This is a genomic window from Sulfurospirillum cavolei, from assembly GCF_001548055.1.
In the GTDB taxonomy this organism is placed as follows: domain Bacteria; phylum Campylobacterota; class Campylobacteria; order Campylobacterales; family Sulfurospirillaceae; genus Sulfurospirillum.
Genome location: NZ_AP014724.1, coordinates 1,510,111 through 1,525,212, shown reverse-complemented (window position 1 = coordinate 1,525,212; position 15,102 = coordinate 1,510,111). Strand labels below are relative to the sequence as shown.

The window sequence follows — 15,102 nt, the reverse complement described above, 5'->3', positions numbered from 1 at the left end:
AACGTTCTCCTCTTACTTTTTCATATCACTGGCATTTTTTTGCAAATACTGAGTCACTAACCACACATCATCTTTTTGAATCGGTGTTCGATCTAGCATTGAGCGAAACGTAGATGGCCATTGATTGGCGGTAAAGTGATCGACGGCATTGAGCGTATGGCACATGGAGCAATTATCCGAGTAGAGTTTAGCGGCTCTCTCCATCATGGGCTCAACACTTTTTTCAAAATCCCCTTTGGTGGTGTACGCCTCTGTGGTAACGGTATTCCATTGATCTTTACTCTCCACGATTTGCGTTACGGGCGTGATGTTTTTAGCAAAGGCTAGAGAGAAAATACGTGCTTTATCGGTAAAATAAATCACGTTGGGCGTAGCTTTATTTTGATACCCCGTGATCTTAAATTTGATTCGATCACCCTCTTGTGCAAGAATTTCGACCGCGTTAGTAGGAAGAAGTTTCCCCACGACTTTTCCGGACGTTGCGTCCAAATAGACGGGCTTTTCTTTCACGAAATAGACGACGTCGTTCGAAAAAAGCGCGCTTGACGCCAAGGCGATACCCGCGATTTGTTTCCACATACAATACCTCCGTAGTAACTAAAATATTTGAAACCTACGAAGGAGTATAAGCGATAAAAAAGGGAATTTGGTGGAAAAAAAATGGCGAAAAAACGGCGTTTAGAGCGGTAAATGCAGTTTGATCGAAAAGAGTGCTCCTTGATCGGTATTTTCGACGTTGACGTAGCCTTGCATGTTGTTTTCGATAATCGCTTTGGTCATATAAAGCCCGATGCCCGTGCCTTGTTTGGCGTGTTTGGTCGTAAAATAGGGCTCAAAAATACGATCGATATTTTCAGGTGCGATGCCCCCGCCGTTGTCTTCGATACGGATGATCGTAAAGTGCTTACCCGTTTTAATGTTGATGCGAATGGACGGCTCTAAAACATGGCGTTCGATTAAGACATCTTTTGCGTTGGATAAAATATTTAAAACGGCATGGGCAAACTCGTTGGGATAGCCGATAATCAAACTGTCTTTGGCGGCATAATCGTAGCTGAGCGTGATGTTATGGTATTTGAGCGAAGCATTGATGATGGAGATGGCGTTATTGCATGCTTCCATGACGCTAAAACTTTCTTTGTTTTTGGAGGGCTGAAAGAAGTTTTGAAAATCGTAAATCGTATTGGACATGTGTTCGGTAACGTCGCAACAGGTATGGATGTATGTAAGAAGCTTCTCTTGGCTTAACGTGTCGTAACGCGTGATCGCCTCGACTTCCATCAAAATAGCGTTGATCTCACTGATGGGTTGACGCCATTGGTGGGCGATATTGCCGAGCATATTGCCCATTGCTGCGAGCTTGGATTGTTGGACTAAAAGCTTTTCTTGATCGCTTCGTTGTTTGATCTCTTCTTGGATTTTTTGCTCCAAACTGTCCATCATCTCGTTCATCACGTCTTTAAGTGCGTTGAGTTCGTGATAGTTGGAACTCAAACTCAATCGCTGACCGAATTTTCCCTCTTTGAGATGATTCACCGTTTGCGTCGCTTCTTGAATCAACAATCGGTCTTGATTGAGCCTCTCTTGCACGCTTGCGACATGTTGGTTGATCGTTTGCGCCATTTTCCCGAGTTCGTCGTTATGATCGAACGTGATAAAAATCTGCTCGTCCGTTTTGGTGGGATTTTTCAAATAGGTAAAAAACTGTTGCAATCCGTGTTGAACTTTTTCGATCGACTCGACGATTTGCTTGACGATGACCGAGTCGAACAAGAAGCTGATCACGGCGATTAAAAAGAAACCGGCAATCAAATAATAATGGCTTTGAATCACGTTTTTCTCGGCATTCGCAAAGGTTGATTGTGAAGCTTCCAAACGATCTTCTTGCAAGGCTTTTAATGAATCGATGAGCGTGTAAAAAGCGTCTCTCTCCGCTGAAACCGCATTCATAAACGAGCCCTCGTCAAAGCTTTGCAGGGCGTAAGAGCGTGTCGTAAGCAAAAGTTCTTTGTAACGAATCCATTGTTCGGCTATCGGATCGGGAGCTTGTTCGATCATCGTTTCAAGCTTGTTAAAAATGGGCATGAGCTTTTGATCCGCACGCTTTTTATAATCGTCGTTGGGCGACATGACCATGGTTAGCATCGTTTCGCGTAACATAAAAAGCGGTTCAATGTAGTTGCTTTGCAGATTTTGAACTTTTTTGAAGTCGGTAAAGACGTGATGAAGGTTGGCAAAACCGCGCTGATTGATATTCATCGAAAGAAGTGCCAGCGATAAAAGCGACACAAAGGCGATAATGCCCAAAATGAGAAATTTGGTGCGGATGCTGAGGTTATTCATCGGGTAAGACCTTTGTCGGTAAACGGTAACGTAAACGCTCTTGCGGCAGAGGCGACGAGCGAATCGACCAATGATAGGGTGTGAGTTTTGCTTCCCATAGACGCATAATCGCTACGCTTGAGGGGGTAAAATCGACTTCTTTATTGATGCCTACGACCATATTGGGAGAAGGAATGCTTAACATGTAAGCTTTTTCGTACACATGTTTCAAAATAGTATCCATCAAGGGTAAAAAACGAGAATCGCTGTTTTCGAGCGTAAAGAGGGTTCGCATATAAGCATCAAGCGCGTCGTCTTTGTCGATGGCGCACCATTGATTGGGCGTGTAAAGCGTAAAGAGGCTCGACCAAGGATGCCCGTACCAATCTTCGTTTCCCCACAATAACAGATCCCAATCATACCGGTGTTCACGATTGGTCAAGAGTTGTTTGAAAACGTATTTTTCATCGCTCGTGACATCGTAACTGAACGTGACGCCGAAGCGTTTGAGTTGGTATTCAATTCCTTTACAGATGGATAAAAAGCGATCTTGCGTGACGACTTTGAGATGAACGCCGTTTAAAATGCGTGCGATCTCCTCGTCGCTCATTCGTGCGGGCGGGTGTGACATGTAAGCGTTCGAAAGTGTTTTGGCGGCGTACATGTTCGCCGAGATCGGAAAAGGGGAGGGAACGCCTTCGCCTTTGTATGCAAATTTGACGAGGTTCTCTTGGTTTAAAGCTTCATTCAGTGCTTGGCGTATACGAAGATCGTGCAAAGGCGTTTGGGGGTTCATCAGATTCATATGAAAACTTAGTGTCGTCGTCGAAGGAAGTGTGTATAATTTTGCGTATTTTGAATTGACGATCTCGGTTTTTTTATTCAGCGGGATAAAGGCAATGTCGATTTGACCTTCTTTATTGCTTAGTGCGTCGATCACGCGATCGATGGGCATACGCGTGTGAATCGTTAAGGTTTGGATATAGGGTTGCGATTTTTCAAAATAGTAAGGATTGGCTTTTAAAACAACCGTATCGCTTTGGGCTAACCCCGTTGCATACCCTTGCGTTAAAATATACGGTCCCGCACCGAAAGGCCCTACAAGAGCGGTATTTTCGGCGGTGATGCTTTTTGACCATTGATGGTGTCGGTAATACTCTTTGGTGTAAAAATTGATGCGTGCGAGATCGTGAAAAAGCATACCGTAAGGGGCATTGAGGTGGATGCGAATACGGTACGCGTCTAGTTTTTCGACGGATTTGAGTTTGCGGTGAATGTCTGTGTAAGTAAAAGCACCTTGCAGAAAATGGTTAAAATTTTCAACGACGGCATCGGCATTCAAGGGCGTACCGTCTTGAAACTTCACGTCGTCTCTGAGCCAAAAATCATAGGTCAAATCATCGCGTTTCTCATGTTTATAGGCAATAAAATACTCCCAACCGCGTGTAGAATCGTCCAGTCTCACCAACGTCCCGTTGATTAAACGCATAATATACGCATAGGGCAACGAGGGGATATAGACATGTAAATGCGAATTAGGATCGCGAGATGCAAGGCTGATCTTTGCCGCATCGTCGGTTTCGTAGGTTGACTCGAGGGCATACATGTAAGAAGGGAACAGCCCTAAAACAAAGCAGATAAGGCTTTTGGCAAGCATTTTATTCAAGTTTGTATCCGATCCCCGAGAGATTGACGATAATGTCTTTGGGAAGCTTGTTGCGTAGGTTTCTCACCAAAGAGCGAATCGCATCGTCGGTCATCACCGCATCGCCCCAAACGTAGGTTTGAAACTCTTCGTAGGTGACGATGCGGTGTTGGTTATGAAATAAAAGTTCCAAAAACGAAATCTCTTTTTTGGTGAGCGTAATACTCCGGTTTTCGTAAGTCAAAATTTTTTGATTCCAATCGTAACCGTAGCCTTGAGGCAAATCGCGGCGGTCGTTACCGGTGCCTAGTTTTGCACAACATTGTTGCAAAATAGAGAGCATTTTTTCAAAACGGATGGGTTTAACCACGTAATGTTCGATGTGCATATTAATCAACGGTAGCAGATACTCTTGGCTTGTGTATGCCGTTAAAACGACGATGCACGTATTGATCTCTTTTTTACGAATCGTCGTAATCAACTCCACGCCGTTCATGATCGGCATTTCAAGATCGGTCATAATAATATCGGGAGAAAACGTTTTGAGTATTTCCAACGCTTCTAGCCCGTTGGAGGCTTCTTTGATCTCATGAACGATATAGCCTAAAGCGTTGGCGATATGCTTACGGATGTTCTCTTCGTCTTCGACAAACAAAATGTTTAAATGTTTCAGCGGATTTTGCGTCATTACGAACCTTTATTCTAGCACTGAGATTATATACCATTTCACATGTAAGTCTTTTTGGTAGTCTCAATATGACACAAAAAAATGGCGAAAAAATGGCAAAAGCAGATCAAGCGAAGCTGAGGGGCGACGTGAAGGCGTTTGGGTAACGCAAAAAAACAAAAAGAAGAGGGCATACAGCCGCTCTCCTTGAAAACCTTAGAATTTATAGTTGGCTCTAAAGCGATACTCTTCGGACGTAACGTTGGTATTGACACCTGCGGCGTTACGTTTGTCGTTGTCCTCTTTTTCATATTGTAAAGAGAGGCTAAAGCCTTTTAACGCGCCCTCAAAAGCGTAGGTAACGTCACATGCGGTATTTTTCCAATCACCGCTGGTTTGAGCGATACCTTGCGTATAGCCTTGGTCGTTATCCGCGTACAAGACAAACGCGCTTAAACCCGTAACGCCGATTTTGCTAAAATCGTATGAGATTTTACCCATATACGAATCCGTATCGCGTGCGTAGGTGTGCGCTGACGTTAAGATACTTCCGGTATAGGTACTATCCGCACCGTTGCCGACACCCGCAATTAAGTCGTCGCTTTTATCCGACGTTGCCGCGGCAACGCTGATACCGAAACCCGCAAGGTCGATGATGCTGACGCGACCGCCGAAATAGCTACCTTCTAAGTTGAGGTTATCGAGCGCGGAGTCGGTACGAGACGTACGATACATCGCGTCAAATCCTAATTTAAAACCGTTTAGCGGAAGAACGTAGTTTGCCTCGGCATGGTAAAGGCTAACGTCGCCTAAATGCGCAACGTCGTTTGCCAATGCGTATTGAGCGGTTAACGTCAGTCCCGTAATCGATTTGTTAATCACTCCGGCACTGTAAGCATCGTCGATAAACGCTTTGCTCACGCTTCCGCCTTTACCGACGGAGAGGGCATACGTTTTGGTAAAATCGCCGATATCCCCGACGTCGCTAGCGTCGGCTAGCGTACTGGTTCTGCCTTGAAATTTGTTGACGTAAGCGGCGATCAACGTCGTTGAAGGAAGATCCGTATTGGTTAAGACGGCACCTTGGAAAGCCTCTTTGACGATGCGTGAACCGCTACCGCTAACCAACGGCGTAGAGATAAATTGGCGACCGATTTTAAGGTCGGTTTTTCCAATCGCATAGCCGATATAGGCTTCGGATAACATAGCACCCGAACCGTACATGTCACCTTTGAAAAGATCTTTAGAATCACTGTCCGCATACGGCGCATAATTGGATTACATTGTTGCTCCAAAACGAAATCCGTAGAACGTGTCCGTTACGTAGTTCAAAACGACGGCGGTATTGAAAATATCTTGATGCGACGTCGTTCCATTATCTCTATCGAAATACCATGCACGAAGTTCTCCGCCTACCTTGCCGTTTTTAAATGCATCGGCAAGCGTATCGGCGGCACAAAGAGAAGAGACTACACCCACAGCCATAAGGGCAACCAAACTGTATTTGGCACTTTTCATAAAACACACTCCTTAAAATAAAATGAATGACAAAGGTAATATACAGAAAAAAAATGATGAAAAAATGTAAGAACACTTTTTCTCGATACGCTTTTCTTTTAACATGTAAGGCGGATGCGTCGGATAAGAGCATCGGCTTTTAGGCATATGCACATATCAAAAACGTACGGTAGTTTAAAGTGCCAAAGGGATTTTAAAACGATTTTTTCGACAAACGGCTTTGGCTCGATACGGATACGCAACGATGACATGTAAGCACGGAATGCCTTGTTTTTGACTTTTTTTGCGCTATACGTCAAATTTTTTACGCGTTTTTTTTTCTACGGAACACTCTATGCAATATCTCGTTCGAACAAAAACTCACACAAGGAGAACACAATGTCAGAGCTTCGTCAAATTGCCTTCTACGGCAAAGGTGGTATCGGTAAATCAACCACTTCACAAAATACACTTGCCGCAATGGCACACTACTTCGGTAAAAAAATTCTTATCGTCGGATGTGATCCTAAAGCGGATTCAACACGTCTTATCTTGCATGAAAAAGCACAATGTACGATTATGCAATTAGCATCAGAGGTCGGTACGGTTGAGGATTTGGAGCTCGAAGACGTATGTAAACCGGGTGCGGCAGAATTTCACCCTGATGATACAACCATCACAGAAGGTTACATTATGTGTACGGAATCTGGCGGACCAGAGCCGGGAGTTGGTTGTGCAGGTCGCGGTGTTATTACGGCGATTAATTTCTTGGAAGAAGAAGGTGCTTACGATGAAGAACTCGATTTCGTTTCTTACGACGTACTCGGCGACGTTGTTTGCGGCGGATTTGCGATGCCGATTCGTGAAGGTAAAGCACAAGAGATCTACATCGTTATGTCAGGTGAAATGATGGCGATGTATGCGGCTAACAACATCTCTAAAGGTATTTTGAAATATGCCAATACCGGCGGCGTAAGACTTGCAGGACTTATCTGTAATGCACGTATGACAGACCGTGAGTACGACCTTGCTAAACACTTAGCAGAGCAAATCGGAACGCAAATGATTCACTTCGTACCAAGAAGTAACCACGTTCAACGTGCAGAGCTTCGTCGTATGACCGTTGTTGAATTTGCTGAAAAATCCGACCAAGCTTACGAATACAGAGAGCTTGCTCGTAAAATTATCGCCAACGATCTTAAAGTGATCCCTAAACCGCTTGAAATGGATGATCTTGAGGCACTCTTGATGGAATTCGGTTTGGAAGAAGAAGTCGAAGCAGACGCTATCGGCAAAAAAGCTACGGCTTAATTTTTTAAAATAAGACGAAGGAGATAATCATGTTTATTTGTGGATACCACTTCCCAGCAGCTATGGGAAATAAAGTAGAATTTGACAAAGTTATTGAAAAAGTAACAGCAGGTGCTGGCGATCTTTCAGGCGTTAGCTCTATCACGTTAACCAGTGAAACACGTGAAGGTGTTAAACTCGAAGAAATCGGCGTTGAAAAAGGATCATTCCTTTTTACGGCTTTGGTTGATTACTACAAAAACACCGACGTCGAAGGCGATTTTAAAATGATCTATTACACCAACAAATACCAAATCAGCGAGATTTCAAAAGCGGTAGACGGCGAAAAAACGGCGGCTGTTTGTAAAAAACTCGACGATATGAATCTTTACAGGGTTAAAGTCGCTTAATCGCGATAGCTCTCAAATCAGTTAAAGGAAAGAGCCATGACGACAGAAACATTGCTAAGCCAGCAACAAGCCGTAATCGCGGAAGTGCTTGAAGCCTATCCGGATAAAGCAAAAAAAAGTAGAGCCAAACACTTGGGCGTTGATGCGCCCGATGGTGTTAAAGGTGCATGCGATAGTACCAAAAGCAACAAACAAACGATTCCGGGCGTCATGTCTCAGCGCGGCTGTGCGTACGCGGGAAGTAAAGGCGTTGTTTGGGGACCGATCAAAGATATGATTCATATCAGCCACGGTCCTATCGGTTGCGGTCAATACTCTCGTGCGGGTAGAAGAAACTATTATATCGGAACGACGGGTGTCGATACCTTTGTTACGATGAACTTTTCAACCGATTATCAAGAAAAAGACATCGTTTTCGGCGGCGACAAAAAACTCAAAGCCGCACTGGCGGAAATCGACGAGCTTTTCCCTTTGAACAACGGTATTTCGGTTCAAAGCGAATGTCCTATCGGTTTGATCGGTGATGATATTCAAGCGGTTGCCAAAGCGTATAAAAAAGAGACGGGAAAACCGACTGTTGCGGTATCGTGCGAAGGTTTCCGCGGTGTTTCGCAAAGTTTGGGTCACCATATCGCCAACGATATGATCCGCGATGAGGTATTGCCGGACGGTTCGTATCGCAAAGATTTTGAAAGTACACCGTATGATGTTGCCATTGTAGGCGATTATAACATCGGCGGCGACGCATGGAGTTCACGTATTTTACTCGAAGAGATCGGTTTACGCGTCATCGCTCAATGGAGCGGCGATGCAACGTACAAAGAGATGACGACGGCACCTAAGGCGAAAATCAACTTGCTTCACTGCTACCGAAGTATGAACTACGTCGTACGCCATATGGAGCAAGAGTTCGGCGTGCCTTGGATGGAGTATAACTTCTTCGGTCCTTCTAAAACGACGGAGAGTTTACGCAAAATCGCCGCTTTCTTCGATGAGAGCATTCAAGCAAAAACAGAAGCGGTTATCGCCAAATATACGGCAATGACCGATGCGGTTATCGCCAAATACCGCCCGAAATTAGAGGGTAAAAAAGTCATGCTTTACGTGGGCGGACTTCGTCCTCGTCACGTTATCGGTGCGTATGAAGACCTCGGTATGCAAGTCATCGGTACGGGTTATGAATTTGCGCACGGCGACGACTATAAACGTACGAAAGACGAGCTTGCGGGTTCAACCCTTATTTACGATGACGTCAACGAATACGAACTTGAGGCGTTTGTTAAAAAACTCAAACCCGATTTAGTGGCGAGCGGTGTTAAAGAGAAGTACGTTTTCCAAAAAATGGGTTTACCGTTTAGACAAATGCACTCTTGGGATTACAGCGGTCCGTACCACGGATACGACGCATTCGCAATTTTTGCAAAAGACATGGACTTGGCTATGAATTCTCCGGTATGGGGATACACCAAAGCGCCATGGGAATCAAAGTAAGGAGGGCATCATGCAAGACGTAGAAAACATTGTCAACGGACAAAAACTTTTTCTAAAACCCGAATACCAAGAGGTTTTTAAAAATAAAAAGCAATTTGAAGGTCACGCAGGTGCTACCAATCCCGAAAAAGTCAAAGACGTCGCAAAGTGGATGACATCATGGGAGTATCGTGAGAAGAATTTGGCGCGTGAGCACATCACGATCAATCCTGCCAAAGCGTGTCAACCTTTAGGTGCTGTTATGGCAGCTCTTGGTTTTGAAAACACGATGCCTTACGTTCACGGCAGTCACGGATGCGTTGCGTACTTTAGAAGTTACTTTACGCGTCACTTTAAAGAGCCAACGCCTTGCGTGAGCGACTCTATGAGTGAAAGTGCGGCGGTTTTCGGCGGTTTGGCGAATATGAAAGAGGGTTTACGTAACTGTAAAGCACTTTACAAACCTGAAATGATTGCCGTTTCTACCACATGTATGGCAGAAGTTATCGGTGATGACTTAGATGCGTTTGTTAAGGGTGCGCGCGGCGAAGCGGAAGGTGAACTTGACGCGACGTATATTCCTGCGGCGCATACGCCTTCTTTCAAAGGTAGCCACATCACAGGTTACGATAATATGATGGAAGCCATCTTAAAAACCTTGACACCAGAGGGTGAGGTAGCAAAAGATGAAGAGCGCATCAACATTATCCCCGGTTTTGAAACCTACCTTGGAAGCCTTAAAGAAGTGAAAAAAATGGCGGCAATGTTTAGCGACAAAATCGTTATGCTTGGCGACCACGAAGAGCAATGGAACACGGGAGCAGGGGAATACAAACTCTATGCCGGCGGTACGCCGATCGAAGTGGCAAAAGCTTCCAAAGGAGCTAAAGCGACTATTTCACTTCAAAAATATTCTACTCCGACAACGGGTAAGTACATTAAAAACGAGTGGAAACAAGAGTACGTAACATGTAACCCGATCGGTCTTAACGGAACCGACGCGTTTGTGATGAAACTCAGTGAATTGACGGGAAAACCCGTTCCTGCCGAGCTTGCAAAACTTCGTGCACAATTGGTCGATGCGATGCAAGATTCATATCCGTATATGCACGGTAAAAAGTTTGCGATCTGGGGCGATCCCGATTTCTTACTCGGCGTCGTTTCGTTTTTAGTCGAAATGGGAGCCGTTCCCGTACATGTACTTTGCCACAACGCTCCGCGTAAGGGTTGGGAAAAAGAGATGCAGGCTATTCTTGATAAATGTACGTTTAAAGAGGATTGCCATATTTGGATGGGAAAAGACTTGTGGGCACTGAGAAGTTTATTGTTCACCGAGCCGGTTGATTTTATGATCGGTAACGTCTACGGTAAAGAGCTTTACAGAGATACGAAGATTCCTTTGATTCGTATCGGTTTCCCGATTTTTGATAGACATCATTTACACCGCTACTCTATCAGCGGATATGAAGGATGTTTAAATCTTTTAACATGGATTACCAACGCCGTGTTAGATCATTTGGATGAAGAGACGAAAGATATCGCTCAAACCGATTATTTCTTCGACTGTGTACGCTAAAACGTTGAGGGCTTCGGCTCTCAACCTACTTTCCTCCTCCGTGGCCGCCGCCGTGACCGCCATTGCCGTTTCCATTGCCGTTCCCGCTTCCCGAACTTCCCCCTCCGCTTGAAGTCCCGTTTCCCGAGGTACTATTTGACGATTCGTTTTTTCCCGTTAACGTATTGACATGGTGTTCTTGCAAAGCTTGCATCGCTAAAGCGCGTTTTGCTTGATTTTCATCGGCACTGCGTTCTTTGATCGCTTGAATGTAGCGATGGCGGTATTGTTTAGGGGCATTGTTCATTTTCGTCGTCAAGTCGTCAATCGTGGACGTATTTTTGATCTCTTGATCGATAAGGTCTTCAGCGTAAAGGCAAACGGCGAAGCTTAGCCCTAAGAAAAAACGCTTCACAAGGACTCCTTCAAGGCAAATGTAAGGCGGACGCACGTACCTTGTTGCGGCGTGCTTTGCAGGTCAATGTCGATCCCTAAAAGTCGGCATAAAGAGTGCACGATATGAAGCCCGAGTCCAAGTCCTTTACTTTGCTCTTTATAATAACGCTCGAAAACACGTTTCGTATCGCGAATACCGATGCCCGTATCGCAAATGCTCACGGTGTTTTCACGGTTGCACAGTTCGACCGAGCCGTTTTTTCGGTTGTATTTACACGCATTGGAGATTAGATTGTCGAAAATGCGTGCTACCGCGTCTTCATCGCTGATGAGCGTGTAGGGGTGCGTTTGAAAGATGAAATTTAAGTGCGGATAGAGCTTTTGATAGGGTTTGGCTCTGGTGTGCAAAAGCTTTTCCAAATCGATTTCGTTTTTTTGGGCAATAAATCCTTTTTGGAGCGATTCTAAATTACGGTAAAGCGATGCGATGGTACGTGCCGCCAATTCGATGCGTTCGAGAGCCTCGTCGCTACGACGTTTTGCTAAGGCTTTGGTGTTGAGCAAGATCGACGTAATGGGCGTATTGAGGTCGTGAATGACGTCTTTGAGAAAACCTTCCAGCAAATCGAGTGCTTTTTTGAGAGGATAGAGCGCATAAAAAGAGTAAAAAAGCGCAAAAACGAAAATCGCCGCTAAAACGCCGATGTATAACAAGAGCACTTTATAAATGATTCCGTTTTCGTGTTCGACGTATTGATCGTAAGGCAAAATTACTTTAAACAGTGACTGTTTACTTCGCGGGATCGTAAAATAACCGCACATGCCCTCTGGACAAGGGATCAGATTGAGCTGATCGACCGTTGCATCGTAAGGAACAACATCGAGCTCAAAAGGCGAGCCTTGAAAGCTATAGGTAAATTCTCGCATTTGCGAAAAAATAAATTCTCCTAAAATATGCTTTTGCTCTTTATAATAAAAATACGAAACAATGCCGCTAAACAATGCTAAAGAGAGAAAAAAGATACCGAACGTTTTTAAAAACGCCTCTTTTTCATATTTTTTCAAGACGGTATCCTATGCCTTTAATATTGGTGATATTCAAAGCAAAGCGTTGTTTGAGTTTGCTCAAATGAACGCGTAGGGCAATGTCGCTCGGTTTTTCCATAACGTCGAAGAACATCTCTTTATCAAGTGTTTGAGACATATTACGCATCAAAAGATCAAAAATCGCTTTTTCGACGATCCCTAAATCCATCTCTTTATCGTCTATGTAAATACGTTTACTTAAAAGATCGTAACGCATAGCCCCGTAAACAATCGTCGGATTGTGCTTGTGAATATGCGCCTTGATTCGCACGACGAGTTCATCGAAATCGAAAGGCTTTTTAATATAATCATCACATGCTCCCTCAAACGCTTTCGTAATCGTCTGAATATCTTTATACGCGCTGATAAAAAAAGCCGGCGTTTTATCGTCGTTATCGCGCAAAAGCTTTAAAACGTCGATGCCGTTGAGTAAAGGCACGTTAATATCAAAAAGGTAAAGATCAAAAATCGTATCGTAGCTTAAAGACAATGCTTCTTCACCGTCTTGGGCATGGGCTACTTCAAACCCAGCTTCCCTCAGTAAACCGATGAGTGTTTGACTTAAAAGATAGTCATCTTCAAGCAGTAAAATTTTTGACATAACGCTCTCCTTGGTCTAAAGCATAACATATCTGCGTTAACGAAGTGTTAAAGTAAAAAATTTTTTCCCTTAACGATTTGCTAACACTTGTATTATAGAATTTCATTATAAAATTTTTCAAAGGGGGTTATGATGAAAAAAAGTCTTTTAGCATTATGTATGCTGAGTGTAGCGGTTTTTGCGGTGGATTACTCCGCGATGAGCGCGGCGGAACTTTCGGCAATGCGAGGAACGGTTCCAACAGAAGATAGAGCGGCGTTTCAAGCAGCCATGCAATCCAAAATGCAAGCACTCTCACAAGAAGAGAGGCAGTCTCTCTCCCAATCCCAACGTGCCAATACTAACGGCACGGGAGCCGGCGTAGGTGCGGGTAGCGGAAACGGAAATTCCGGTGCTAACGGCGGCGGAGCGGGCGGCGGCGGAAGAGGGAACGGACGCGGCGGTCGATAAGGTTTTATCTTCGTTTTTTAAGAGAGCTTCGGCTCTCTTTTGTAACTTCTCTCCTGACATTAAGTTTGAAATTCAACTCCTCCTAAACCCAAAGCGTGCTAAGATAACGACGTTATTTTATTTGCAACGGTATCAAAGGATTTTGAATGGGAAACAACGACGAATTAAAACAGACCAACAAACTTATTTTACGCAATTTGCAAGCAGAAGATTATGATGACGTCAAACGTATTATGGATAGAGTGTATCCGACGCTTGGGGGTTGGACGATTGAAGAGTTTAGCGCACAGCTTTCGACTTTTCCCGAAGGTCAGATTTGCATCGAGGACGACGGTAAAGTCATTGCCGCGGCGCAGAGCTTGATCGTCGATTATAACACATACGGCGATCGCCACACGTACGATCAAATTACGGGAAATTGTTTGTTGAGCACGCACGATCCCAAGGGCGATACGCTTTACGGATTGGACATTTACGTCGATCCGGATTATCAAGGATTGCGACTCGGGCGCAGGCTTTACGATGCTAGAAAAGAGCTTTGCTACCGACTCAACCTTAAGCGCATCATCGCAGGCGGGCGCATTCCGGGCTACGCGGCACATGCCCACGAGATGACCCCTTCCAAATACATCGAACGAGTGAAAGACAAAGAACTTCGGGATCATGTGTTGGGTTTTCAGCTTGCCAATGACTTTCACGTCAGGCGTATTTTAAAAGGGTATCTCAAAGGAGATGCCGCGTCTCGTGAGTATGCCACTCTTTTGGAGTGGAGCAACGTCGATTATGAAGAACCGCACACCCATCCTACGGTCAATCGCGGCATTATTCGCGTCAGTGTCGTGCAATGGCAGATGCGAAGCGTCAAAAGCGTCGAAGAGTTTTTAGACCAAGTCGAATTTTTCGTCGATGCGATGGCGGGGTATAAAGCCGATTTTGTTTTATTTCCCGAGTTTTTTAACGCGCCTTTGATGGCATTGCGCAGTGATGAAAACCAAGAAACGGCGATTCGTACCGTAGCGGCATATACCGATACTTTAGTCGAAAAAATAGGTCAATTTGCCGTGCGTTACAACATCAACATTATCGCAGGTAGCATGCCCGAATACGACGGTAACACGCTTTATAACGCCAGTTACCTCTGCCGTCGTGATGGTACGAAAGATGCGCAGAAAAAACTGCACATCACCCCCGATGAAGAGGCGTACTGGGGTATGCACGGCGGCGACAAACTCTGTGTGTTTGAAACCGACGTAGGTCGTGTGGGTATTTTGGTCTGTTACGATGTCGAGTACCCCGAACTGCCGCGTCTTTTAGCTGAGCAGGGCATCGACATCTTGTTCGTTCCCTACTGGACCGACACAAAAAACAGCTACCTTAGAGTGCGTCGTTGCGCGCAAGCCAGAGCGATTGAGAACGAGTGTTATGTGGCGATCTCCGGTAGTGTCGGCACACTTCCCAAAGTGGAAAACATGGACATTCAATACTCCCAAGCCGCCGTTTTTAGCCCGTCCGATTTTGCATTTCCTCACGATGCCACCATGGCAGAAGCCACGCCCAATACCGAAATGACTTTAGTCGCCGATCTGGACATCAGCCTTTTAAAAGAGCTGCGAGAACGGGGCAGTGTACGCAATATGCGCTCTCGCCGCCACGATCTGTATAGTTTACGATGGCGTGGTAACAAGGAAGATTTCCTCGTCGTTAAAGGCTAGG

General features: G+C 44.9%; 15 protein-coding genes. 6 read left to right on the top strand and 9 right to left on the bottom strand.

All coding sequences use genetic code 11. From position 1 onward, the window contains the following. Positions 1-12: 12 nt before the first annotated feature. From UCH003_RS07665 to UCH003_RS13845, 6 genes are all read right to left on the bottom strand, one after another. Positions 13-579, bottom strand: coding sequence for a hypothetical protein (locus UCH003_RS07665; RefSeq protein WP_060826061.1), 567 nt, complete (start codon positions 577-579; stop codon positions 13-15). Positions 580-678: 99 nt separating this feature from the next. Further along, positions 679-2,343 carry a sensor histidine kinase gene (locus tag UCH003_RS07660; protein ID WP_060826060.1) on the bottom strand — a complete coding sequence of 555 codons (1,665 nt, stop codon included), beginning with the start codon at positions 2,341-2,343 and terminating at the stop codon, positions 679-681. Beyond that, positions 2,336-3,979, bottom strand: a complete 1,644-nt coding sequence (locus UCH003_RS07655) for an ABC transporter substrate-binding protein (RefSeq protein WP_231964836.1) — start codon at positions 3,977-3,979, stop codon at positions 2,336-2,338. Before UCH003_RS07655 ends, UCH003_RS07660 begins: the two co-directional genes overlap by 8 nt. 1 nt (position 3,980) lies before the next feature. Next, positions 3,981-4,655: a response regulator transcription factor gene (locus UCH003_RS07650; protein WP_041963486.1), complete on the bottom strand. Its 675-nt coding sequence runs from the start codon at positions 4,653-4,655 to the stop codon at positions 3,981-3,983. 195 nt (positions 4,656-4,850) lie between these two features. Then, a complete protein-coding gene (locus tag UCH003_RS07645) occupies positions 4,851-5,858 on the bottom strand; it encodes an OprD family outer membrane porin (protein ID WP_060826058.1) in 1,008 nt (335 codons plus the stop codon). A gap of 54 nt (positions 5,859-5,912) precedes the next feature. Beyond that, entirely contained in the window at positions 5,913-6,152 is a 240-nt protein-coding gene (locus UCH003_RS13845) for a hypothetical protein (protein ID WP_060826057.1), read from the bottom strand. Positions 6,153-6,530: 378 nt separating this feature from the next. Between UCH003_RS13845 and nifH the strand changes: the two genes are divergently transcribed. Genes nifH through nifK form a run of 4 tightly spaced genes read left to right on the top strand, consistent with a single transcriptional unit; the run spans position 6,531 to position 10,877 of the window. Beyond that, complete coding sequence (gene nifH / locus UCH003_RS07635; RefSeq protein ID WP_060826056.1) at positions 6,531-7,442, top strand: nitrogenase iron protein; 912 nt, start codon at positions 6,531-6,533, stop codon at positions 7,440-7,442. Positions 7,443-7,471: 29 nt separating this feature from the next. After that, positions 7,472-7,831, top strand: a complete 360-nt coding sequence (locus tag UCH003_RS07630) for a hypothetical protein (RefSeq protein ID WP_060826055.1) — start codon at positions 7,472-7,474, stop codon at positions 7,829-7,831. A 36-nt stretch (positions 7,832-7,867) separates the two neighbouring features. Beyond that, entirely contained in the window at positions 7,868-9,322 is a 1,455-nt protein-coding gene (gene nifD / locus UCH003_RS07625) for a nitrogenase molybdenum-iron protein alpha chain (protein WP_060826054.1), read from the top strand. Positions 9,323-9,332: 10 nt separating this feature from the next. After that, positions 9,333-10,877 carry a nitrogenase molybdenum-iron protein subunit beta gene (gene nifK, locus UCH003_RS07620; protein WP_082709164.1) on the top strand — a complete coding sequence of 515 codons (1,545 nt, stop codon included), beginning with the start codon at positions 9,333-9,335 and terminating at the stop codon, positions 10,875-10,877. 25 nt (positions 10,878-10,902) lie between these two features. Here the strand turns inward: nifK and UCH003_RS07615 are convergent, their stop codons facing one another. From UCH003_RS07615 to UCH003_RS07605, 3 genes are read right to left on the bottom strand one after another with little or no spacing between them, the layout of a single operon-like run. Next, a complete protein-coding gene (locus UCH003_RS07615) occupies positions 10,903-11,271 on the bottom strand; it encodes a hypothetical protein (protein ID WP_060826052.1) in 369 nt (122 codons plus the stop codon). After that, positions 11,268-12,317 (bottom strand): sensor histidine kinase, encoded by a 1,050-nt coding sequence (locus tag UCH003_RS07610; RefSeq protein ID WP_060826051.1) that lies wholly within the window; start codon positions 12,315-12,317, stop codon positions 11,268-11,270. The genes UCH003_RS07615 and UCH003_RS07610 overlap by 4 nt, the downstream gene beginning before the upstream one ends. Continuing rightward, positions 12,304-12,939, bottom strand: coding sequence for a response regulator transcription factor (locus UCH003_RS07605; RefSeq protein WP_060826050.1), 636 nt, complete (start codon positions 12,937-12,939; stop codon positions 12,304-12,306). Before UCH003_RS07605 ends, UCH003_RS07610 begins: the two co-directional genes overlap by 14 nt. Before the next feature lie 132 nt (positions 12,940-13,071). On the opposite strand from UCH003_RS07605, the gene UCH003_RS07600 reads away from it, so the two are divergent. Together UCH003_RS07600 and UCH003_RS07595 are read left to right on the top strand one after the other, a co-directional pair. Continuing rightward, positions 13,072-13,389 (top strand): DUF1104 domain-containing protein, encoded by a 318-nt coding sequence (locus UCH003_RS07600; protein WP_060826049.1) that lies wholly within the window; start codon positions 13,072-13,074, stop codon positions 13,387-13,389. A gap of 146 nt (positions 13,390-13,535) precedes the next feature. Further along, complete coding sequence (locus tag UCH003_RS07595; RefSeq protein ID WP_060826048.1) at positions 13,536-15,101, top strand: bifunctional GNAT family N-acetyltransferase/carbon-nitrogen hydrolase family protein; 1,566 nt, start codon at positions 13,536-13,538, stop codon at positions 15,099-15,101. Position 15,102: the final 1 nt, after the last annotated feature.

Excerpts from the sequence above, each read along its gene's own strand:
- nifD (WP_060826054.1), top strand. The coding sequence starts at position 7,868 with ATGACGACAGAAACATTGCTAAGCCAGCAACAAGCCGTAATCGCGGAA.
- nifH (WP_060826056.1), top strand. The coding sequence starts at position 6,531 with ATGTCAGAGCTTCGTCAAATTGCCTTCTACGGCAAAGGTGGTATCGGT.
- nifK (WP_082709164.1), top strand. The coding sequence starts at position 9,333 with ATGCAAGACGTAGAAAACATTGTCAACGGACAAAAACTTTTTCTAAAA.
- UCH003_RS13845 (WP_060826057.1), bottom strand. The coding sequence starts at position 6,152 with ATGAAAAGTGCCAAATACAGTTTGGTTGCCCTTATGGCTGTGGGTGTA.
- UCH003_RS07630 (WP_060826055.1), top strand. The coding sequence starts at position 7,472 with ATGTTTATTTGTGGATACCACTTCCCAGCAGCTATGGGAAATAAAGTA.
- UCH003_RS07595 (WP_060826048.1), top strand. The coding sequence starts at position 13,536 with ATGGGAAACAACGACGAATTAAAACAGACCAACAAACTTATTTTACGC.
- UCH003_RS07600 (WP_060826049.1), top strand. The coding sequence starts at position 13,072 with ATGAAAAAAAGTCTTTTAGCATTATGTATGCTGAGTGTAGCGGTTTTT.
- UCH003_RS07655 (WP_231964836.1), bottom strand. The coding sequence starts at position 3,979 with ATGCTTGCCAAAAGCCTTATCTGCTTTGTTTTAGGGCTGTTCCCTTCT.
- UCH003_RS07665 (WP_060826061.1), bottom strand. The coding sequence starts at position 579 with ATGTGGAAACAAATCGCGGGTATCGCCTTGGCGTCAAGCGCGCTTTTT.
- UCH003_RS07650 (WP_041963486.1), bottom strand. The coding sequence starts at position 4,655 with ATGACGCAAAATCCGCTGAAACATTTAAACATTTTGTTTGTCGAAGAC.
- UCH003_RS07645 (WP_060826058.1), bottom strand. The coding sequence starts at position 5,858 with ATGTACGGTTCGGGTGCTATGTTATCCGAAGCCTATATCGGCTATGCG.
- UCH003_RS07660 (WP_060826060.1), bottom strand. The coding sequence starts at position 2,343 with ATGAATAACCTCAGCATCCGCACCAAATTTCTCATTTTGGGCATTATC.
- UCH003_RS07605 (WP_060826050.1), bottom strand. The coding sequence starts at position 12,939 with ATGTCAAAAATTTTACTGCTTGAAGATGACTATCTTTTAAGTCAAACA.